The sequence below is a fragment of the Pedobacter jamesrossensis genome (assembly GCF_042650905.1).
GTDB classification, from domain to species: domain Bacteria; phylum Bacteroidota; class Bacteroidia; order Sphingobacteriales; family Sphingobacteriaceae; genus Pedobacter; species Pedobacter jamesrossensis.
Genome location: NZ_JBHSBY010000019.1, coordinates 34,093 through 54,474 on the forward strand (window position 1 = coordinate 34,093; position 20,382 = coordinate 54,474).

Here is a 20,382-nt window from a genome sequence, read left to right on the forward strand (position 1 = left end):
ACTTGATACTCATATCTTGATACTTAAATAAATGCTCCAATTTCGGCTAATCCTTTTCCTTTTAATTGCTTGTTGCGGTTTAACCGTTGCTCAGCCTTTGGTTAGGGTTTCTGGGATTATTTATAATGATGAAAAATTGCCGCTTTCTCAAGTAACAGTAATTGTTTTGGGACAGGCTCAAAGTACAGTTACCGATGAATTTGGCATTTACACAATTTATTCAAAATCAAAAACCTTTGCCATTAAATATTCTTTGCTTGGTTATCAACCTCAAACTTTAAAATTTAGTGAGCGTTCTGGAGCAAGAATAACACAAAATTTAAGTTTGGTAGGCAATATTAACGAGTTAGAACAAGTTAATATCACAAATAAGCAAAATCAGCTTAGTAATACAACTACCATAAATATTGCAGATGTAGCATCAATGCCCTTGGTTTCTGGTAATTTCGAAACGCTGTTGAAAATGTTACCTGGCGTTTCTACAAACAACGAGTTAAGTGCGCAATACAGTGTTCGCGGAGGCAATTTTGATGAAAACTTAATTTACATTAATGATGTAGAAATAAATCGGCCTGTTTTAATTCGTAACGGGCAGCAGGAGGGATTGAGTTTTATAAATTCTGAGTTGGTAAGCAAAGCCAAATTTTCTGCAGGAGGTTTTGAGGCCAAATACGGCGATAAACTTTCATCAGTTTTGGATATAAGATATGATAAGCCAGATAGTAATCAAACAATTTTAAGTACAAGCCTTTTAAATACCTCTTTAACAGCTAAGCGGATTTTCAGAAGAAGCTTTTTGCTTACCGGTTTACGATATAAAAACAACGCCAATGTGCTGATAAAGCAAGATGAAAAGGGCAGTTACAGTCCAAATTTTGGTGATGTACAGGTACTTTATCAGTATGATTTTTCATCAAAGTTTAATTTAAGCTTTTTGGGAAACCTGAATTTAGGTCAGTTTAAATTAGTACCTACAAATCGCGAAACGAAGTTTGGTACTTTGAATACAACATTACGTTTAAATGTAGATTACAATGGTCAGGAGATTGATGATTACCAAGCTTTAGGGACTGCAGTAACGGCAACTTATTCGCCGAAACCAAATTTAGTTATCAAATTCATTAACAGCTATTTTAATACCATTGAAAGAGAGCGATTTGATATTGATGGAAGTTATGTTTTTGATGAAGTTGATAATAGCTTTCCAATAGAAGATTTTGGCCCAATTACCAAAAACAGGGGAGTTGGAAGCTATTATAATTATGGCAGAAATAGCTTGAATACACAGATTTTCGCATCAGAAATTAAGGTTGACCAAAATTTCAATAATCATGTTTTTTCTTGGGGATTAAAGTTTGATAAATCTAAATATGATGACCGTTTAAATGAATATAACTTCACCGATTCTGCCGGATATATTTTGCCAAACAATAGAAAAGATATTGTTCTACAAAATGTTATTAATGTAGAAAACAACATTGATATTAAAAATTATAGTGCTTACATTCAGGATAGTTACTCGCTTTCTAATTATGCAGAACTGCAATTAGGCGCTCGTGCAACTTATAGTTCATTGAGTAAGCAGTTATTGATTAGCCCACGGATGTTGCTTGCTTACCGACCAAATTCTAACAATAAAATTTTAAGGTTTACCGCAGGTGTTTATAAGCAACCACCATCTTATAGAACTATTCGAGATTTTACCGGAAAGTTGATTATTAATCAAAAAGCCCAAAGTTCTTACAATACTTCTATCGGTTACGATTATGCTTTCGATGCTTTTGGAACACGTTTAAAATTTACTTCCGAGGCTTATTTCAAATATTCTGATAGATTAATTCCTTATAAAATAGATAATTTGAGAATTAAATATTTAGCCAACGAGGTTTCGAGAGGTTATGCTTACGGAGCTGATTTTAGTATTGGTGGTGAGTTTGTGAAAGATTTGGTTTCGTATTTTCGCATGTCAGTTATGCATGCTAACGAAGATATTATTGGAGATAGCTATGTGCAAAATGGCGAAATAATTTACCCAGGTTACTTAAAGCGCCCAACCGACCAAAGACTTAATTTTTCTGTTTTCTTTCAGGATCGGTTGTTGAATAGTCCAACTTATAAAGTGCATTTGAATATGCTTTATGGTTCGCGTTTACCAATTGGTCCATCGCAAACGCCAAGATATTTGGATAAGTTTTATATCCCGTCTTACAAACGCGTAGATATTGGTTTCTCGAAAGATTTTTTAGATGATGCAGCCCTACATAAACCGAAGTTTTTAGATAAAAATTTCAGTTCTGTGATTCTATTTTTCGAAGTTTTTAATATGCTAAATATCGATAATACAGTTTCTTATTTGTGGTTGAAAGATGTTGATAATGTACAATATGCAATTCCAAATTATTTAACGGGCCGACAGTTTAATTTGAAATTGATTGTAAAGTTGAAGAATTGACCGGGATTAAATCAAGATTAAGGAATTATATAATTTTGTATTCATAGTAATTATTTATCCATTGGTTTAAAACAATGGCAACGAATATTGGTTTTGCTTATAAATTATGCTGTTCATTGCAGTCTGCTTTAGCTAACGGTCTCTTTTGATAGGCCATTTAGCCTTCAGCCAAATTATACAACTTTTACGGAAAATCTTCCCAAGAATTACCGAGCGTAAGTAATCTAAACCCGACAGTAGCAAAAATACTTTTTGTTGCAGTACCTCGACAAGCTAAGTGTGACAATTATAAAAAGATTGGAGCGAATGGCGGGACTGCCATAGCCGAAAAGCTACTGTTTTTGCTTTCCAGGTCATAAAAAATCTTGTGTTTTACATTAATGGTTTTAATTACAAAAAATGTAACAAAACCATCAATTTCAATGTAATTTTTAACAAAATTTAATTTTTTATGATACGATTTTGTAGCTATAACTGGCTTAAAAATTTTACATTTACGGCATAATCATTTATATAATAAGATGAAGCATAATTTTGGCGCAGGCCCTTGTATTTTACCTCAAGAAGTGTTTAAACAAGCTGCACAGGCAGTTTTAGATTTTAACGATGGATTATCGATTTTAGAAATTTCGCATAGAACAACCGAATTTGAGGCAGTTGTTGCTGAAGCAGAGAAATTGGTAAAAGAATTATTAAACGTGCCATCGGGTTATTCCGTTTTATTTTTACAAGGCGGTGCAAGTTTGCAATTTGCAATGGTTCCAATGAATTTATTAGGCGATGGACAAACTGCAAGTTATTTAGATTCTGGTGTTTGGGCTACAAAAGCTTTAAAAGAAGCTAAATTTGTAGGCAATGTAAATGTTGTAGCATCATCTAAGGATGCAAACTATACATTTATTCCAAAAGATTTCGAAATTCCTGCAGATAGTGCTTATTTCCACTACACATCTAACAACACCATTTACGGAACAGAACTTTTTGAAGCACCTAAAACTAGTGTTCCAATTGTTTGTGATATGTCTTCTGACATTATGAGCCGCGTAATTGATGTTTCGCAGTTCGATTTAATTTATGCCGGAGCACAGAAAAATGTTGGTCCTGCCGGTTTAACTATCGTAATTGTTAAAGATGAAATTTTAGGTAAAATTGACCGTAAAATTCCTTCAATGTTAAATTATCAATCTCATATTGATAATGGTTCGATGTACAATACACCACCAGTTTTCTCTATTTATGTTGCATTATTAAATCTTCGTTGGTTAAAATCGAAAGGTGGTGTTGCTGAAATTGAAAAAGAAAACAAGCAAAAAGCTGAAGCACTTTATAGAGAAATTGACCGTAACCCATTATTTAAAGGTACTTGTGCAGTTGAAGACCGTTCAAAAATGAATATTTGTTTTGTAATGGAAAACGCAGAATTAGAAAAACCATTCTTGAAACTAGCTGAAGAACAGGGTATTGTGGGTATTAAAGGACATAGAAGTGTTGGTGGTTTCCGTGCATCGATATATAACGCGTTGCCAATTACCAGCGTACATGCCTTAATTGAGGCAATGCAATCATTCGAAGAAAACCAGGCAAAAGCGAATTAATTTAAATTATAACCACACATTAATAGCATAATTGCTTTAATCTGTGCAATCATAAATAACAATGATTAAAATATTAGCAAACGATGGGATAGACCCTATCGGAAAAGAATTATTAGAAAAAGCAGGTTTCCAGGTTGATACTGAAACCATTCCTCAAGACCAATTGGCCGAAGCTTTGAAAAACTACGATGCGATTACTGTTCGTAGTGCAACAAAAGTTAGAAAAGAATTAATTGATGCTGTTCCAAATATTAAGTTAATTGGAAGGGGTGGAGTGGGTATGGATAATATTGATGTTGAGTATGCTAGAAGCGTAGGTGTTAATGTTGTAAATACTCCAGCAGCATCTTCACTGTCTGTTGCTGAATTGGTTTTTTCTCACTTATTTACAGGTATTAGATTTTTACAAGATGCTAATCGTAAAATGCCTGTTGAAGGTGCAACACAATTTAATAACCTTAAAAAAGCTTATGCAAAAGGTACTGAACTAAGTGGTAAAACTATCGGTATTATCGGTTTCGGGCGTATTGGTCGGGCTACTGCAAAAGTTGCTTTAGGTTTAGGAATGAATGTTTTAGCTTACGATTTATATCCGTCGGAATCTGAAATTACTTTAGATTTTCAAGGTGGAAAATCAGTTAGTATTCCAATTAAAACGGTTTCTTTAGAGGAAGTAATTACTGGAAGTGATTTCTTTAGCTTACATACTCCATTTGCAGATAAACCTATTTTAGGTGCTGAAGAATTTGCTAAAATGAAAAACGGAGTTGGTATTGTAAATTGCTCTCGAGGTGGAACAATTGATGAACTAGCTTTAATTGAAGCATTAGACTCTGGTAAGGTTGCTTTTGCTGGTTTGGATGTTTTCGATAACGAGCCTACACCTTTGGAAGCGATTTTAACTCATCCAAAAATTTCTCTAACACCGCATATTGGAGCTTCAACTAACGAAGCTCAAGAACGTATTGGTACGGAATTGGCAACTTTGATTATTGAGCACTTTAAGAAGTAAAATGATTTCAGACCTTATAGGTTTTTAAACGGCGCAGCCCTAAATGAGGCTATTGAAAACAACATCAACACCGAATTAAACCTATAAGGTCTATTTTTTAATCCAAGACATTAGTTAACACCCAATAACGATAACCCAGAACTGCTTTTTGAAAAGTAGTTAATTTGTTTGGGTCTTTTTTAATCAGACTTGGCAGAATCGCATTGTTAATTTTAAGCAAAACTTTAAACAATCCTTTTTTCATAACCTTTTAATTTTTTGTTGAAGAAATAAAATCCGCCAGCCATTATCAACAGCAAAAAGGCAATGATGTAAATAGATAAACTTCCATTATTTTTCTTTGCTAAATCGCTTTTTAATTCTTCATTTTGGTCCTGAAGCTTTTTAATCGTTCGCATGTAATTTTCAATTCTTTCCTGCGAATTATCAGCTACAGCAACTTTTTGTTGATTTTGCAGGTCTTTATAATCCATCAAAACTTTTAACTCCTTAAAAATATTATTATCAGTCAAAACCACCTGACGCAGAATTTCATTTGAGTTTTTAATATCTTTTTTGGTTTGCCAGCCAAATATTCCAGTTCGTTGGTTTAAACTTTCATCGTATTGACCGAATTTTTGACTACGCTCTGTTAGTAAAGTATTTACTTTAACACGTTGCGCTGCATAAGATGCAGTATCTTGTTGGGCAAAAGTTTGAAAACTGATGAATAGGATGGAGAGTAAATAACAATAGTTCTTCATGCGATATAAACGCGAAAATAGTGGAAGTTGTTTGGATTGGAATTACGTTATGGCGGGGAACGACGCATCCTTACAACAAGAATAAAGATTACCTCGTGCCTCTCAGTAACTTAAGGCTCTTTCATATATCACGTGTATAGTTGCGCTTCAGCTTTATTCTTTTACCCTTCAGCTCAAATTTAAGGATGAAACTCAACCCGAACAATATCACCTAAATGCAAGCCTAATAAACCACTAGCCTTACCTTTGTTAATGGCAATTTCTAGATGATTACTAATTCCAAATAAGCAAAGCTTTTCGCCCTCTTGCACTTCGTTGTAATGCCAGCTCAGTTGCGTAATGGTTTCACTCTTTCTAAAATACAGTGTGAAGTCGCGATTTTTTTGAATTCGAGTGAAAAGTTCTTTTGTAATATTGGTAATTACATTGCAAAAAGTATCAATGTAAACTACACTTCCTCGAATGATATCTTTCTCAATAACAGGATGTAAAAGCATCTTCTGCTCAATCTCTGCTACAGGTAAACCAATGTCTTTTAATCTACCACCTTTGGCTAAGTGTGTCGCTGCCTTTACAAAAATATCAACCAATGGAAAGTGTAGATATTTTAAATCCTGCATTATGTTTAGCTCTACAACATCTTCAGGAATATCATCAAAAAGCAAAGAAAAAATACCATTGTCTGCACCAACAAAATAATGATCTCGATGCTTTATAGCTATGTATTTTGTATTTTCGCTATAAACAGAATCTATCCCAATTAGGTGTACCGTGTTTTTCGGAAAGTATGGAAAGGCATTTTTTAATACAAAGGCTGCATAAGAAATATTAAAAGCCGGAACTTCATGAGTAATATCAATTAAATTAACATTAGGCATAAGACTTAGCAGACTACCTTTAAGGGCACTCTGGTAAAAATCTTTCGAACCTAAATCTGTTGTTAAAGTAATTATCCCCATTAAAAATTCATTATTATTGCTTATTCTTGTGGTATAGGCATAAGCATCTGCAAATATTCAAATTTTAATTAATATAGCCCGATAACTTTTTAAAATACTATCATTTGAACGAATTAAAATTAACACTGGATACCGTAAATCCTGCTCATTTTTGGGGAGCAAATAATGAGAATTACGAAATGATTAAAGGTTCGTTTGCCAAATTAAAGTTGGTTGCGAGAGGCAGTGATGTTAAGGTTCTCGGTGATGAACAGGAACTTAAGGCGTTCGAAGAAAAGTTTAATCAACTGGTTGCGCACTTAGAAAAATACAGTTCTTTAACCAATAACGATGTCGATTCTATATTGGGTGCAAAAGCTGCTGGTGTTGCAAAAAAAGATGTAGAACAGCCAACAGGCGGTGGTGGAGAAGTGATTGTTTTTGGTACAAACGGCTTATTGGTTAAGGCCAGAACGGCAAACCAGCGCAAAATGGTCAGCAGTATTGCTAAAAATGATATTCTTTTCGCAATTGGTCCAGCTGGTACAGGAAAAACCTATACAGCGGTAGCTTTAGCGGTTCGTGCTTTAAAAAACAAGGAAATTAAACGAATCATTTTAACTCGTCCAGCTGTTGAAGCAGGAGAAAACCTTGGTTTCTTGCCTGGAGATTTAAAGGAAAAAATAGACCCATATTTACGTCCGCTGTACGATGCTTTGGATGATATGATTCCTGCAGAAAAGTTGAAGTTTTATATTGAAAACAGGACAATAGAAATTGCGCCATTGGCTTTTATGCGTGGTAGAACGTTAGATAATTGTTTCGTGATTTTGGATGAAGCGCAAAACGCTACAGACATGCAGTTGAAAATGTTTTTGACGCGTATGGGCCCAACGGCTAAATTTATCGTTACTGGCGATGTTACTCAAATCGATTTACCGAAAAAACAAATGTCTGGCTTATTTAATGGTTTAAGGATTCTTGAAGATATTAAAGGCATCGATATAATTTATTTAAGCGGAGAAGATGTTGTACGCCATAAGTTGGTTAAAGATATATTGAGAGCTTATGGAGATATTCAATAGAACATCCTTTAATAATTTAAAACTCGTAGCTGGTAAAACTACGAGTTTTTTTTTGCCCAAATCTTCTGACCTCGAACTCCAAACTTTCCGACTTTTTTATTTATTTTTATGCCCTCATGAAAGCACAAAAAGAAACAAATTTCAATTTTCCAAACCAAAGTAATTTTTATAAAGGAAAAGTACGCGATGTTTATACTATTGCCGATAAATTAATGGTAATGGTTGTATCAGATCGTATTTCTGCGTTTGACGTAGTTTTGCCAGAAGCCATTCCGTTTAAAGGTCAGGTATTAAATCAAATTGCTGCAAAATTTTTATCTGCTACGCAGGATATTGTTCCTAACTGGGTTTTAGATGTTCCAGATCCAATGGTTACCATTGGCCGTATTTGCGAACCATTTAAAGTGGAAATGGTAATAAGAGGTTATTTAGCAGGGCATGCCTGGAGAGAATATAGTGCTGGTAAGCGTTCTGTATGTGGTGTTTCTCTGCCAGATGGTTTGAAAGAAAATGACAAGTTACCACAGCCAATTATTACACCAACTACAAAGGCATCAATAGGGCACGATGAAGATATTTCAAGAGAAGATATATTAGCTAAAGGCATTGTTTCGATAACGGATTATGAAAAATTAGAAGAATATACTTTTGCGCTATATCAACGCGGCACTGAGATTGCTGCTAAAAGCGGATTAATTTTAGTTGATACTAAGTATGAATTTGGGAAAGCAGATGGTGTTATTTATCTAATTGATGAAATTCACACACCAGATTCATCTCGTTATTTTTATGCAGAAGGTTATGAAGAGCGTCAGAATGCTGATGAACCACAAAAGCAATTATCTAAAGAATTTGTAAGAAAGTGGTTAATAGAAAATGGTTTCCAAGGTAAGGATGGTCAAGTTGTTCCTGAAATGACCCCCGAAATCGTAAATTCTATTTCAGAAAGATATATTGAACTTTACGAAAAAATTGTGGGAGAGGCTTTTATAAAAGCTGATGCTGATGCCATTTCAAACCGCATAGAAAGTAATGTTTTAAAGGCTTTACAAACACTATAGTTTCGAAAGAAAATTTATACATTAGTAAAATAAAGATTAGAAGAGATGAAATTTTCTGTAGACAAACACGATAAATACGTAACCTTAAAACTTAAAGAGTCTAAGTTTACAAACGATAATGCACCAGGTTTAAAATCAGAGTTGTATTTACTTAACGCCGAGGGTTTTAAAAATATTATAGTTGATTTAAGTCAGGTAAAAGAATGCAATGATGCGCAAGATTTAAGTTGCCTGCTAGTTGGAGATAGACTTTGTAAATCTGCAAACGGTTTGTTTATCGTAACAGGAATTAATGATGAAATTGCTCATATTATAGAATTATCAAACATATTTCAATCTGTAACGTTTGTTAGTACATTAGCAGAAGCAACCGATTTCATCTTTATGGATGAATTAGAGAAAGAGTTTAGAGGCGCAAAATAATTACCGTTAAAATAAATTTAAGCCTCGTAGTTTCTAAAATCTACGAGGCTTTTTATATATTACCATTATGAAATTTGAAGTTACCATTTTAGGAAGCAGTTCGGCCACACCTGTTTTTAACAGGAATCCATCGGCACAGCTTTTAAATTGTAATGAAAAATTTTACTTAATCGATTGTGGCGAAGGAACTCAACAGCAGCTAACCAAGTATAACTTCAAAGCTGCCAGAATCGATTATATTTTCATCAGCCATTTGCATGGCGACCATTATTTTGGTTTAATTGGCTTGCTTTCGAGTTTGCATTTGAATGGACGAATTAAGCCTATGCAAATTTTTGCCCCAAAGCCTTTGCTTGAAATTTTAGAAATTCAATTTAAATACTCGGATACTAAATTAAGATACCAGCTTGATTTTTTTCCGATAGAAGCTAATGAATCTCAACAGATATTTGAAAACGGTGATTTGATTGTAAAAACAATTATTCTAAATCACCGCATTCCAACAACAGGTTTTAGTTTTGAACAAAAACAAAGGCAAAGAAAGTTGATTAAGGAAAAAACTGATGAAATTCCAATGGCTTATTACACTGCTTTGAAAAAGGGGATTGATGTGGAGTTACCCAATGGTGAAATTTTAAAAAGCGAAGATTATACAACACCAGCAGAACCACCAAGAAGCTATGCTTATTGCTCGGATACGATGTTTGACGAACGATATTTTGCAACCATAAAGGATTGTGATACCCTTTATCACGAAGCTACATTTATGCATGATCTTTTGGATAGGGCAAATGAAACTCATCATACAACAGCATTACAAGCAGGCGAGATTGCTAAAATCATCGGAGCTAAGAAATTATTAATCGGTCATTTCTCATCACGTTACAAAACTTTACAAATGCTTTTAGAAGAGGCGCAATCTGTTTTCGAAAATACGGAATTGGCTATAGAGGGGCGGACCTTCCAGTTGTAATTTTTTTAAATTAATTAGTAAAGATAGCTTAACCCAGCAATGGCGAAACCTTATTTTCCTCTTACAAAAAAAGCCTTGAAGTAAACTCCAAAGCTTTCAATTTTATAAAATTAATATTACTTATCTTTTTTATTGCCACCGCCAAATACAGAGAAGTGTACGTAACGTTTAGGATTAGCCTTTAAATCTATCATTAAAGCATCTAGGTTTTTCGAGGCATTATTAAGGTTATCTGAAAGTGTTTTATCATTTAATAACTGACCTAAACTACCTTTACCTTCTTTAATACCAGATATAACACTCTGTAAATCTCCAATAGCACTATTTGCTTTATCTAAGGTTTCTTTAAAGTTAGCAGCAGCAAATTTATCAGTAACGGTATTAATGTTAGTTAAAATATCGCTAATTTTTTTGTTGTTATTATTCAAGTTAGCTGTGATGCCTTCAACATTTTTAAATATAGCTTCGATACGAGCACTTTCTGAACCAACTAAACCATCAACTTTTTTCGAAGTAGTTTCTAACGAGGCAAGAGTTCCGGCGATACTACTAAAACTTTTATCAACGTTTTTCTGAAAATTAGGATTAAGTATTGAGTTAACACTACTTAAAATAGAATCCATTTTGCCAATAATCAATTCTGCTTTCTTTTGAACTGGCTGAACTTGTTCCATCAAACCTTTCTCTACATTTGCATTAAGGGTGAATCCATCTTCAGCCATTTTTTTAGAATTTCCTAGCGACATTACAATTGCTTTGCTTCCTAAAAGATCGGTACCTTCTAAACGGGCAATACTATTTTCAGGAATATCATATTTGCTATTAATACTCAATGTAGCTAAAATTGTTCCTCCTGGTTCTAACTGAAGTTTTGCAACCCGACCAATTTGGTAACCATTAATTAGAATTGGTTTTGAAACAGTTAAACCATCAACTCTGGTATATCTGGCAAATAAAGTCGTTTCGCTCGAAAAAATTGAATTTCCTTTCAAAAAGTTATACCCGATAATTAATAAAGCAATGGCAAATGCAGCTAAAATACCTACTTTGGTTTCGTTCTTAATTTTCATGTGTTTCTGTTTATTGGCTGCAAATGTTGTTTTTTAACTATCAATATTTGCTCGAGCGCTATCTAATTTTTGTAATGCAAAGGTATTTATAATACATAATGTTTGCATTAGCGTTTTTGTTTGGTATTTGTTATATTTTTATAAATAATTAACATTTATAATGCCAATTATTTAACTTCTATGTTTTTCTTATAGGTTTTAATTGCAGCTAATATCGATTCGGCAATTTCATTTTGTCCTTTTTCAGAATTTATATATTTCTCTTCTTCCTTATTTGAAATAAATCCAACTTCGGTTAATACCGCAGGCATTCCGCATCTTTGCAACACTAAAACACCTTGTTCTTTAACACCTCGGCTTACTCTATCATCTCTATTTATGAAGCTGTTTTGAATTAATTTTGCGAATTTAATGCTTTTATCTCGAAAGGTATTTTTTAATAACGATAAAATTATAAATGTTGTGGGATTATTAGGATCGTAACCGTCGTATTTACTTTTATAATTCTTTTCTAATTTGATATCGGCATTTTCACGAATTGCTGCATCTTGCTCTTTTAGTCTATGAGAGCCTGCTACAAGTGTTTCAACACCTTTTATTCCTTTGTTGCCAGGTGGCATAGAATTACAATGAACAGATATGAAAAGATCTGCATTGGCTTCATTTGCAATTTCAGCCCTGCGGTACAGATCTACATCTACATCTTTTGTTCGCGTATAAATAACTTTTATATCTGGTAAATCTTCTTTTAACTTATTTCCGAGTTTTAATGCAACTTTTAGCGAAACATCTTTCTCTTTAGAAAAACTTCCAGATGCACCAGGTTTCCGGCCCCCATGGCCTGCATCAATAACAATTGTTTTGATTTTATAACCTTGGGCTAAGCTAAGCTTTACATTGAAAATAAATCCACAAAGAATTGCGATTAGAAGTTTAATCTTCATTTATGGTTAATTAAAAAGAGGTTTCTGATAAGCGTTTATAGTTTTTTATTGCTTTTATAATACCATTAACTATCTCGTTTTGCCCTTCAGGCGAATTCATATAGTCTTCTTCTTCAGGGTTACTAACAAAACCAATTTCTGTTAAAACCGCAGGCATAGCAGCACGAGCTAAAACAGCTAAACTTTTTTCTTGCACACCACGGTTGATTCTGCCTGCATTTACATATTCTTGCTGAAGCATTGAAGCAAACTTTAAACTTCTATCACGATTGGTTTGTTTCATTAATGATATCATGATATCATTCTCTGGGGTATTGGCAATAAAACCTTCGTAGTTTTTTTGGTAGTTATCCTCTAAAAACATAGATGCATTCTCTCTTTTGATAACCTCATCCTGTTCTCCCATACGGCCAGTACCCGAAACAAAAGTCTCAGTGCCTCTTGTTGATGTACTTTTTGAAGTTATAGTTCTATACACAGGAACTTTTCTTCCTTTTACTTTTTTATAATAATCTACAACCCTCGATACCCGAACAGGCATATCATTTAGGTGGATAGATATAAAAAGATCGGCTTTTGCGTTGTTTGCAATATTTATGCGCTCATATAGAGGAATAAATACATCACTTTCGCGAGTATAAATTATTTTTAAATCCTTAATACTGTCTTGTAAAGCTTTTCCAAGATTTAAAGCCGTTTTTAAAGCAACATCTTTTTCCTTAGAATAAACGCCGTGTGTGGCGCCATCTTTGCCACCATGCCCCGCATCAATAACAATTGTTTTAATTTTATATTCTTGCGCAAATGCTTGATTATCAAATGTATTGAGTAATACTAAACAAATAATAAGTGTTAAAAGGTTTTTAAGGTACATCAATGGTATATTTTTCACTAATTTTGAACGTTTTTGATTAAACATTTGTGCAAAAATAACATTCAAATACGAATTTGAAACTTCTTAGCAACTCTATTTTACTATTTTCTGTCATTTTATTAACACTGGTTGTTAGTAAAGCTAACGCATTTTCCGGTTTTTCATTGCAACAAGTCATCCAACAAGATACTTCCAAAAGAGATACTTCGAAAATAAAAACCAAAAATAACAGCGATCTCGATAAGAAAATCGAATACAAAGCCACCGATTCTGTTCGAATGAGCAAAGACAAAAATATTATTTACATGTACGGGAATGCACGTGTTGTATATGGTGATTTTGAATTGGATGCCGATTATATCCGTTATGATCAAAAGAAAAATGTAATTTTTGCCAGCGGCAGAACAAATCCAAAAACAAAACGATATGTTGGCCGTCCGATTTTTAAATCGGGTACGGAGGGTTCTGCAATTGCAGATTCATTGTATTATAATTCGGCAACAACCAGAGCTAAGGTTTTTGGTGTTTTTTCTGAACAAGAAGGAGGTTTCTTTTCTGGAGGGCAAAGTAAAAAGCAGGCAGATAATGAATTGCACATTAAAAATATGATGTACAGTACTTGTAATCTGCCACATCCACATTTTGGATTAATGATTAGTAAAGGTATAGCGACAGAGAAACAGATTATAACAGGGCCCGTTTATATGATTATCGAAGATGTACCCACTCCTTTTGCATTACCTTTTGCTTTTTTTCCAAAAACAAACAAAAGAACATCGGGTATATTATTGCCTACACCCGGAGAAGATGCATCTCGTGGTTTCTTTCTTCAAAATGCAGGATATTATTTAGGACTTAATGATTATTGGGACGCTAAAATATTAGGTACAATTTACACAAATGGCTCGTATGAAGCTACTCTAAGTAGTAATTATATTCAGCGATATAAGTTTAATGGTAATATTAATCTCAATTACGCTAGCACAAAAAACGGTATTCAAGGGCAGGAGGACGTAGGGAAAAACTTTAGGGTAGGTTGGTCGCACAGTCAAAATCCTAATGCTAGTCCAGGTTCTACATTTACAGCTTCTGTTAATGTGAGTTCGAGTACTTATTATAGAGCAACGGCAGCAACTTCCTCTTATGATCAAAGCGCAATTGCCCAAAATAGTTCAACAAGTTCAATTGCCTATTCGAAGGTTTTAGCAGGCGGACTTTTTAACTTTAGTACTGCGTTATTTGCCAACCAAACATTTAGTTCAAGGCAAATAGATTTACAACTGCCAACATTCAACCTAAACATGTCAACTATAAGTCCGTTTGATTCTAAAAATCGTTCTGGCGAACAAAAGTGGTACCAAAAAATTACCGTTGGTTATAGTTTACAAGGAAAAAATACCATATCAACTCAAGATAGTATTTTGTTTAAACCAGAAGGTTTAAGACAGTTAAAGACTGGTTTTGAACATAATATTCCTATTGGAATGAACTTTACTTTGCTTAAATATTTAACATTTAGCTTAGGTGGAACATATAATGAGGTTTGGAATTTTCAAACAATCGATAGGAGGTACACCACATTTACTGATGGAAGTTATACTTTTAGGACCGATACATTATCTGGCTTTAAACGTGCTGGAAGTTATAATTTATCTACAAGTATGTCTACCAAGGTATATGGTAAAACTAAAGAGTTTAAAAACCTGGGAAACATTCAACAATTAAGGCATGTAATGACACCGAGTGTAAGTTTTACTTATTCTCCTGATTTTGCTGATCCGTCTGCGGGAGTTTACAAATATGCATTAAACCAAGACGGACAACGAATTCGAAATCCAAGTACAGGTCAAGATCTTACTTACTCAATGCTAGAAGGAATGGCTTTTCCTGGTTCTTTCGGCGGAAGACAAGCTTCAATTGGATTTATTTTAGATAACACCACCGAATTAAAAGTTCGCGATCCAAAAGATACAACTGGTACTGGAAATAGAAAAATTCCAATTATACAAGGGCTGAGCTTTAGTGGTACTTATAATTTTCTTCAGCCAACAAGAAAATTATCTGATATTAGCTTTAGTGGCCGCTCACAATTTACAGATAAGCTTGGAATCAACTACAACGGGGTTTTAAATCCTTATTTGCTTAGAGATTCCACCAATAATGGAATATTTGTTCAAAAATTAGAAGATAGCCGTTACTTTTGGCAAGGAGGTAAGATCTTCCCCCGTTTACAAAGCTTTGGTTTCTCTTTCGATTACGGATTTAATGCGGAGGCCGTAAAAAAGAAAAACGAAAACTACGACAAATTAAAAGGTCAGGTTGAAAAACAGGGAATGACGCCGCTTCAGTCCGAGCAATTGAATGCAATCAATCGCGACCCTAATGCATTCGTAGATTTTAATATTCCATGGAATTTCGCATTTCAATATAGCTTTAATTACTCCAATATTTTAGGCGTAAGCCAAATAACAAATACCTTAAACTTTAACGGCGATTTTAATCTGACGCCAAAGTGGAAGTTTACTTTTAACGCTGGTTACGATTTTAAAAATAGTGGGTTAACGCCAATGAATATTGCCATTTACCGCGATTTACACTGCTGGGATATGAGCATCAACTGGATACCTTATGGTGCTTACAAAAGTTACACGGTAACCATAAAAGTTAAATCTTCTATTCTACAAGATTTAAAACTGAGTAAAAGACAAGGTTTCTACAATACCTATCAATAATATTATATGTTAGCTGAAATTATTACTATTGGCGATGAAATTCTAATTGGTCAAATTGTGGATACTAATTCTGCATGGATGGCTAAAGAACTAAATCTAATTGGTGTATCTGTAAAGCAAATTACATCAGTTTCTGATGATGAGCAACACATTTTAACCTCACTGGCAGATGCAGAAAAACGTGCCGATATTATTTTAATTACGGGCGGTTTAGGGCCTACAAAAGATGATATTACGAAGAAAACCTTAGCCAAATATTTTGGTATGGGTTTTCGTAATGATGCAGGAGCACTTGAAATGGTTACCTCGATTTTTAAAAAATATAACCGTCCATTATTAGATATTAATATTCAGCAAGCTGATGTTCCTGATGGTTGCGAGGTAATTGTAAACAAAAACGGAACTGCACCTTGTATGTGGTTTGAGCAAAATAATAAGATTTTTGTTTCGATGCCAGGCGTTCCTTATGAGATGATGTATCTGATGGATGATGAAATTCTGCCCAGAATAAAATCGAGATTTACATTACCTGCAATTGTTCATAAAACTATACTCACGGCAAATATCGGCGAATCATTTTTAGCTAAAGAAATAGAAGAAATTGAGGATAGATTACCTCAACATATCAAATTGGCTTATTTGCCAAAACTTGGACAAGTGCGGTTGCGTTTATCAGCCAAGGGCGATAATGAAACTGATTTAAAAGCTGAGGTTGAAATTTATGCCCAACAGATTATTGCAAAAGTTAAAAAATTTGTAGTGATTGATGAAGACATTCCTTTGGAAAAAGCCATTCTGAATATAATGAAAGAACGCGGCTTAACTTTATCAACTGCAGAAAGCTGTACTGGAGGTTATATTGCGCATTTGATTACGCAGCATCCCGGCTGTTCTTCAGTTTATTGGGGTGGGGCTGTTGCCTATGCTTACGAACTTAAAGAATCTATTTTAGGCGTACAAGAAAATACTTTAAAAACCTTTGGTGCAGTTAGTGAAGAAACTGTTACTGAAATGGCCGAGGGTGCGATAAAACATTTCAATACAGATTATTCTATAGCGGTAAGTGGAATTGCTGGCCCTGATGGGGGAACAGAAGATAAACCAGTTGGTACAGTTTGGATTGCAATTTCCTCAAAGAACAAAACAGTAGCTAAAGTGTTTAATTTCAGTAACAAACGTATTCAAAACATCGAACGTTCGGCTGCATCGGCATTAGCCATGCTATTAAATCTACTTAAAGAAGACGAGTAGAAAGAATAAAAACTGTATTTTTGTCGCAATACCAATATAATATACTGTAATTTAATATGGCTCAATACGAATTATTGTTACCAAAAATGGGTGAGAGTGTTGCGGAAGCAACAGTGATTAAATGGGTAAAACAGCCTGGCGATTCTATTGACTTAGATGATACCATTCTTGAAATTGCTACCGATAAGGTAGATTCTGAAGTGCCATCTCCGGTTGCTGGTAAATTAGTAAAACAATTATTTGCAGCAGATGAGATAGCTCAGGTTGGAGATGTAATTGCAATTATTGAAACTGAAGGCGGAAGTGAAGCCAAAAAAGAAGAAGCGCCAGTTGCAGAGCCTATTGTTGAAGAAAAACCAGAAACTATTCCTGGTATAGAGCAACTTCCAGAACAAAAAACCGTAGCACAAACTGATTTCTCTTCTTCAGAACGTTTTTATTCTCCATTGGTTAAAAGTATTGCATTACAAGAAAATATTTCTACAGCCGAACTCGATTCTATTAAGGGTACTGGTGCTGACGGTCGTTTAAATAAAGACGATTTATTGAATTATATAACAAACAAAAGTGCTGGAGAGCAGATTGCGACTTCTAAACCGGAAGTTGCATCAGTTGAAAGTAAGCCTGCTTCGGCTCCACTAATTTCTTCTGCGTCTAATAAAACCTCAACAACATCAGTTTCTGGTGGCGATGAAATTATTGAAATGGATAGAATGCGTAAACTTATTGCCGACCACATGGTGATGAGTAAAACCACTTCGCCACATGTAACTTCATTTGTTGAGGCTGATGTGACCAATATGGTTTTATGGCGTAATAAAGTTAAAAACAGTTTTGAAAAACGTGAAAATGAAAAAATAACTTTTACACCAATTTTTGTAGAAGCCGTTGCAAAAGCTATAAAAGATTTCCCGATGATTAACGTATCGGTTAATGGAACGCAAATAATTAAAAAACATAACATTAACATAGGTATGGCTGCAGCTTTGCCAAGCGGAAACTTAATTGTTCCGGTAATTAGAAATGCAGACCAATTAAACTTAGTTGGCTTAACAAAAGCTGTCAACGATTTGGCTTTAAGGGCAAGAAACTCTAAACTAAAACCTGATGAAACACAAGGCGGAACTTTTACGCTAACTAATGTTGGTTCTTTTGGTAATGTAATGGGAACTCCAATTATAAATCAACCCCAAGTAGCTATTTTAGCGGTGGGTGCAATTAAAAAGAAACCAGCTGTTTTAGAAACCGAACACGGTGATGTAATTGCTATTCGCCATATGATGTTCCTTTCACTTTCTTATGATCATAGAGTTGTAGACGGTTCCTTAGGAGGAATGTTTGTGCGTAGAGTTGCTGATTATTTGGAGAACTGGGATTTTAACAGAGAGATTTAATCCGTTTACTATTATCAATTTGTTTTGAAAAACCAACAATTTATCAATTGAACAATAGAAAATGTTAGATTCAATTTTAAAGTCGATAGTTGCAGATAATGTGTTGCATGCCAAATGGTTAAACACCTTGTCTTATATGGAGAATGCAGGTGCTAAAAAGATTTCAGCATCCGAGCATAAGGAAAATGTTAATCTGATTATTCTTAAACATGCTGCAGAAGAACATCGCCATGCTTATTATTTGAAGAAGCAAATTGCAAAGATTGATGAATCATTATGTAAAACGTATTTAAATACAGAGTTACTTTCTCCAAACCATACAAAATACTACTTACATGCCTTAGATATTGCTGTCTGTAGATATTTGAAAGCAGAATTTAATCTATCTGGTTACGAATTAAAGTTTGCAGCTTATCTTTTTGTTACCTACGCAATCGAGGTTCGGGCTGATGAATTGTATCCTGTTTATCAAACAATTTTAGATGATGTAAAAAGTAAGGTTAATGTGAAATCAATCATTTTAGAAGAAGAAGGACATTTAGAAGAAATGATAAATCAATTAATTGGATTTTCTAATGATTGGGAAAATCATGCTGCAGAAGTAATTAAAATTGAAAAGGCACTATTTGATAATTGGGTTTTGGCTCTGAATGCTGAGTTGCCTGTAAGTGCTTAATTTATGCAAATTGTCAGTAATCCTGGAAGCCGTAAAAACTAAAATTAACTTTCATTGTTTTTGAATTAAAGATAGAAATCATGTCAAAATTTTTCGATTTAATTAATGGCGATAAACCTGTTCTTGTAGATTTTTTCGCAGAGTGGTGCGGTCCCTGTAAAATGATGAAACCTATCTTAGAACAATTGAAATCGCAGGTAGGTGATTCAGTCTCAATTATTAAGATTGATATTGATAAAAATCAACCAGCAGCAGCAACTTATAATGTTCAAAGTGTGCCTACCTTGATTTTATTTAAAAAAGGTAAACCCGTTTGGCGACAAAGCGGTGTGGCACAAGCCTCGCAACTTAAACAGGTTATCGATTCGCATTCATAATTAAACTTCTAAAACACTTTTTGGCGTAACAGCAAAAATTCTTTCTGTTGTTTTCGGGTAGATATTATACAATCCTGTAAACAGACTAAAAGCGGGTAGAACCGCATACTCATTTCCAAAATAAAAACATGGAAATTTTAAGCGTTGCTTTGCTTTACCAATAATGGAAACACCTGGATGAATATGCCCACTAATTGGATAAAGTTCTTCTTTTTTATTTTGTGGCGCATCGTGAATAAAACAAAATGGTCCCAAACAAAAACTTGGTTCGTGTATTTCAATTTTCATTGCCGAATAATCAGCGTTAGCCAATCTATCGTGATTTCCTTTTACCAACAACAAGTTTAGATTTTGATATTGCTTTCTCCACACTGAAAAGTCGTCAATATCTGTGTTTATTCCATGATGAAACATATCGCCATTAATGAGCAAAGTTTCGGGTTTGTATTTTTCGATTAGTAAGCTGAGGCGCTGTAAATCACTTTGCGCAATAGTCGCTGGTACTTGAACACCAGCTTGGCGAAAATGTGCAGATTTACCTAAGTGTAAATCACTAATGGCTAAAAGTTGATGTTTTGGTAAGTATAAAGCCCTTTCTTTATCTAAAATCAGTTCTTCTCCGTGGCTTGTTATGGTCATTATTCTTTTATTTATTTTCAAAGGTCGTCTTTTCGACTGTAGCGCAGTAAAATGGAGAGATCTTTGTAATTAACTCACAATGTTAAAAGATTTCTCGGCTTCGATCGAGATGACGGTTTTATTAATTTATATTTTGGGATATG

At 34.2% G+C, this 20,382-nt stretch carries 19 protein-coding genes; 12 read left to right on the top strand and 7 right to left on the bottom strand.

All coding sequences use genetic code 11. The features are described from left to right. Positions 1-31: 31 nt before the first annotated feature. The 3 genes from ACFOUY_RS03105 to ACFOUY_RS03115 all read left to right on the top strand — a co-directional run bounded on the left by ACFOUY_RS03105 (position 32) and on the right by ACFOUY_RS03115 (position 5,059). Positions 32-2,452 carry a TonB-dependent receptor gene (locus ACFOUY_RS03105; protein ID WP_378958995.1) on the top strand — a complete coding sequence of 807 codons (2,421 nt, stop codon included), beginning with the start codon at positions 32-34 and terminating at the stop codon, positions 2,450-2,452. Positions 2,453-2,973: 521 nt separating this feature from the next. Continuing rightward, positions 2,974-4,047 carry a 3-phosphoserine/phosphohydroxythreonine transaminase gene (gene serC / locus ACFOUY_RS03110; RefSeq protein WP_378958996.1) on the top strand — a complete coding sequence of 358 codons (1,074 nt, stop codon included), beginning with the start codon at positions 2,974-2,976 and terminating at the stop codon, positions 4,045-4,047. 61 nt (positions 4,048-4,108) lie between these two features. Then, the gene (locus tag ACFOUY_RS03115; protein ID WP_378958997.1) at positions 4,109-5,059 is read left to right on the top strand and encodes a D-2-hydroxyacid dehydrogenase; all 951 of its coding nucleotides are present in this window, start codon (positions 4,109-4,111) and stop codon (positions 5,057-5,059) included. 97 nt (positions 5,060-5,156) lie between these two features. On the opposite strand, the gene ACFOUY_RS03120 is transcribed toward ACFOUY_RS03115, so the two are convergent. The 3 genes from ACFOUY_RS03120 to ACFOUY_RS03130 form a co-directional block, all read right to left on the bottom strand. Continuing rightward, positions 5,157-5,303, bottom strand: coding sequence for a hypothetical protein (locus tag ACFOUY_RS03120; protein ID WP_378958998.1), 147 nt, complete (start codon positions 5,301-5,303; stop codon positions 5,157-5,159). Then, positions 5,284-5,802 (bottom strand): hypothetical protein, encoded by a 519-nt coding sequence (locus ACFOUY_RS03125; protein WP_378958999.1) that lies wholly within the window; start codon positions 5,800-5,802, stop codon positions 5,284-5,286. The genes ACFOUY_RS03120 and ACFOUY_RS03125 overlap by 20 nt, the downstream gene beginning before the upstream one ends. Before the next feature lie 179 nt (positions 5,803-5,981). Beyond that, positions 5,982-6,761 (bottom strand): SAM hydrolase/SAM-dependent halogenase family protein, encoded by a 780-nt coding sequence (locus ACFOUY_RS03130; RefSeq protein ID WP_378959000.1) that lies wholly within the window; start codon positions 6,759-6,761, stop codon positions 5,982-5,984. A gap of 104 nt (positions 6,762-6,865) precedes the next feature. Between ACFOUY_RS03130 and ACFOUY_RS03135 the strand changes: the two genes are divergently transcribed. From ACFOUY_RS03135 to ACFOUY_RS03150, 4 genes are all read left to right on the top strand, one after another. Further along, entirely contained in the window at positions 6,866-7,825 is a 960-nt protein-coding gene (locus ACFOUY_RS03135) for a PhoH family protein (RefSeq protein ID WP_378959002.1), read from the top strand. Between the two features lie 116 nt (positions 7,826-7,941). After that, entirely contained in the window at positions 7,942-8,886 is a 945-nt protein-coding gene (locus ACFOUY_RS03140) for a phosphoribosylaminoimidazolesuccinocarboxamide synthase (protein WP_378959003.1), read from the top strand. A 45-nt stretch (positions 8,887-8,931) separates the two neighbouring features. Further along, positions 8,932-9,309 (top strand): STAS domain-containing protein, encoded by a 378-nt coding sequence (locus tag ACFOUY_RS03145; RefSeq protein ID WP_378959004.1) that lies wholly within the window; start codon positions 8,932-8,934, stop codon positions 9,307-9,309. Positions 9,310-9,376: 67 nt separating this feature from the next. After that, on the top strand, positions 9,377-10,282 hold the full coding sequence (locus ACFOUY_RS03150) for a ribonuclease Z (RefSeq protein WP_378959005.1): 906 nt from the start codon (positions 9,377-9,379) through the stop codon (positions 10,280-10,282). A 116-nt stretch (positions 10,283-10,398) separates the two neighbouring features. On the opposite strand, the gene ACFOUY_RS03155 is transcribed toward ACFOUY_RS03150, so the two are convergent. The 3 genes from ACFOUY_RS03155 to ACFOUY_RS03165 all read right to left on the bottom strand — a co-directional run bounded on the left by ACFOUY_RS03155 (position 10,399) and on the right by ACFOUY_RS03165 (position 13,170). After that, complete coding sequence (locus tag ACFOUY_RS03155) at positions 10,399-11,352, bottom strand: MlaD family protein (protein WP_378959006.1); 954 nt, start codon at positions 11,350-11,352, stop codon at positions 10,399-10,401. A gap of 167 nt (positions 11,353-11,519) precedes the next feature. Continuing rightward, entirely contained in the window at positions 11,520-12,296 is a 777-nt protein-coding gene (locus ACFOUY_RS03160) for an N-acetylmuramoyl-L-alanine amidase family protein (protein WP_378959007.1), read from the bottom strand. A 10-nt stretch (positions 12,297-12,306) separates the two neighbouring features. Continuing rightward, positions 12,307-13,170 carry an N-acetylmuramoyl-L-alanine amidase family protein gene (locus ACFOUY_RS03165; protein WP_378959023.1) on the bottom strand — a complete coding sequence of 288 codons (864 nt, stop codon included), beginning with the start codon at positions 13,168-13,170 and terminating at the stop codon, positions 12,307-12,309. Between the two features lie 74 nt (positions 13,171-13,244). Here ACFOUY_RS03165 and ACFOUY_RS03170 point away from each other — a divergent pair, with 74 nt between their 5' ends. From ACFOUY_RS03170 to trxA, 5 genes are all read left to right on the top strand, one after another. Then, complete coding sequence (locus tag ACFOUY_RS03170; protein ID WP_378959008.1) at positions 13,245-15,902, top strand: putative LPS assembly protein LptD; 2,658 nt, start codon at positions 13,245-13,247, stop codon at positions 15,900-15,902. Positions 15,903-15,908: 6 nt separating this feature from the next. Next, entirely contained in the window at positions 15,909-17,153 is a 1,245-nt protein-coding gene (locus ACFOUY_RS03175; RefSeq protein WP_378959009.1) for a competence/damage-inducible protein A, read from the top strand. A 56-nt stretch (positions 17,154-17,209) separates the two neighbouring features. Further along, positions 17,210-18,547 carry a dihydrolipoamide acetyltransferase family protein gene (locus ACFOUY_RS03180; protein WP_378959010.1) on the top strand — a complete coding sequence of 446 codons (1,338 nt, stop codon included), beginning with the start codon at positions 17,210-17,212 and terminating at the stop codon, positions 18,545-18,547. Positions 18,548-18,608: 61 nt separating this feature from the next. Continuing rightward, the gene (locus ACFOUY_RS03185; RefSeq protein ID WP_378959011.1) at positions 18,609-19,223 is read left to right on the top strand and encodes a hypothetical protein; all 615 of its coding nucleotides are present in this window, start codon (positions 18,609-18,611) and stop codon (positions 19,221-19,223) included. Positions 19,224-19,303: 80 nt separating this feature from the next. After that, a complete protein-coding gene (gene trxA / locus ACFOUY_RS03190) occupies positions 19,304-19,600 on the top strand; it encodes a thioredoxin (protein WP_378959012.1) in 297 nt (98 codons plus the stop codon). Here trxA and pdeM read toward each other — a convergent pair whose 3' ends face one another. After that, the gene (gene pdeM, locus ACFOUY_RS03195) at positions 19,601-20,239 is read right to left on the bottom strand and encodes a ligase-associated DNA damage response endonuclease PdeM (protein WP_378959013.1); all 639 of its coding nucleotides are present in this window, start codon (positions 20,237-20,239) and stop codon (positions 19,601-19,603) included. Positions 20,240-20,382: the final 143 nt, after the last annotated feature.

Excerpts from the sequence above, each read along its gene's own strand:
- ACFOUY_RS03160 (WP_378959007.1), bottom strand. The coding sequence starts at position 12,296 with ATGAAGATTAAACTTCTAATCGCAATTCTTTGTGGATTTATTTTCAAT.
- ACFOUY_RS03105 (WP_378958995.1), top strand. The coding sequence starts at position 32 with ATGCTCCAATTTCGGCTAATCCTTTTCCTTTTAATTGCTTGTTGCGGT.
- ACFOUY_RS03185 (WP_378959011.1), top strand. The coding sequence starts at position 18,609 with ATGTTAGATTCAATTTTAAAGTCGATAGTTGCAGATAATGTGTTGCAT.
- ACFOUY_RS03125 (WP_378958999.1), bottom strand. The coding sequence starts at position 5,802 with ATGAAGAACTATTGTTATTTACTCTCCATCCTATTCATCAGTTTTCAA.
- serC (WP_378958996.1), top strand. The coding sequence starts at position 2,974 with ATGAAGCATAATTTTGGCGCAGGCCCTTGTATTTTACCTCAAGAAGTG.
- pdeM (WP_378959013.1), bottom strand. The coding sequence starts at position 20,239 with ATGACCATAACAAGCCACGGAGAAGAACTGATTTTAGATAAAGAAAGG.
- ACFOUY_RS03180 (WP_378959010.1), top strand. The coding sequence starts at position 17,210 with ATGGCTCAATACGAATTATTGTTACCAAAAATGGGTGAGAGTGTTGCG.
- ACFOUY_RS03120 (WP_378958998.1), bottom strand. The coding sequence starts at position 5,303 with ATGAAAAAAGGATTGTTTAAAGTTTTGCTTAAAATTAACAATGCGATT.
- trxA (WP_378959012.1), top strand. The coding sequence starts at position 19,304 with ATGTCAAAATTTTTCGATTTAATTAATGGCGATAAACCTGTTCTTGTA.
- ACFOUY_RS03145 (WP_378959004.1), top strand. The coding sequence starts at position 8,932 with ATGAAATTTTCTGTAGACAAACACGATAAATACGTAACCTTAAAACTT.
- ACFOUY_RS03115 (WP_378958997.1), top strand. The coding sequence starts at position 4,109 with ATGATTAAAATATTAGCAAACGATGGGATAGACCCTATCGGAAAAGAA.
- ACFOUY_RS03140 (WP_378959003.1), top strand. The coding sequence starts at position 7,942 with ATGAAAGCACAAAAAGAAACAAATTTCAATTTTCCAAACCAAAGTAAT.
- ACFOUY_RS03175 (WP_378959009.1), top strand. The coding sequence starts at position 15,909 with ATGTTAGCTGAAATTATTACTATTGGCGATGAAATTCTAATTGGTCAA.
- ACFOUY_RS03165 (WP_378959023.1), bottom strand. The coding sequence starts at position 13,170 with ATGTACCTTAAAAACCTTTTAACACTTATTATTTGTTTAGTATTACTC.
- ACFOUY_RS03155 (WP_378959006.1), bottom strand. The coding sequence starts at position 11,352 with ATGAAAATTAAGAACGAAACCAAAGTAGGTATTTTAGCTGCATTTGCC.
- ACFOUY_RS03130 (WP_378959000.1), bottom strand. The coding sequence starts at position 6,761 with ATGGGGATAATTACTTTAACAACAGATTTAGGTTCGAAAGATTTTTAC.
- ACFOUY_RS03150 (WP_378959005.1), top strand. The coding sequence starts at position 9,377 with ATGAAATTTGAAGTTACCATTTTAGGAAGCAGTTCGGCCACACCTGTT.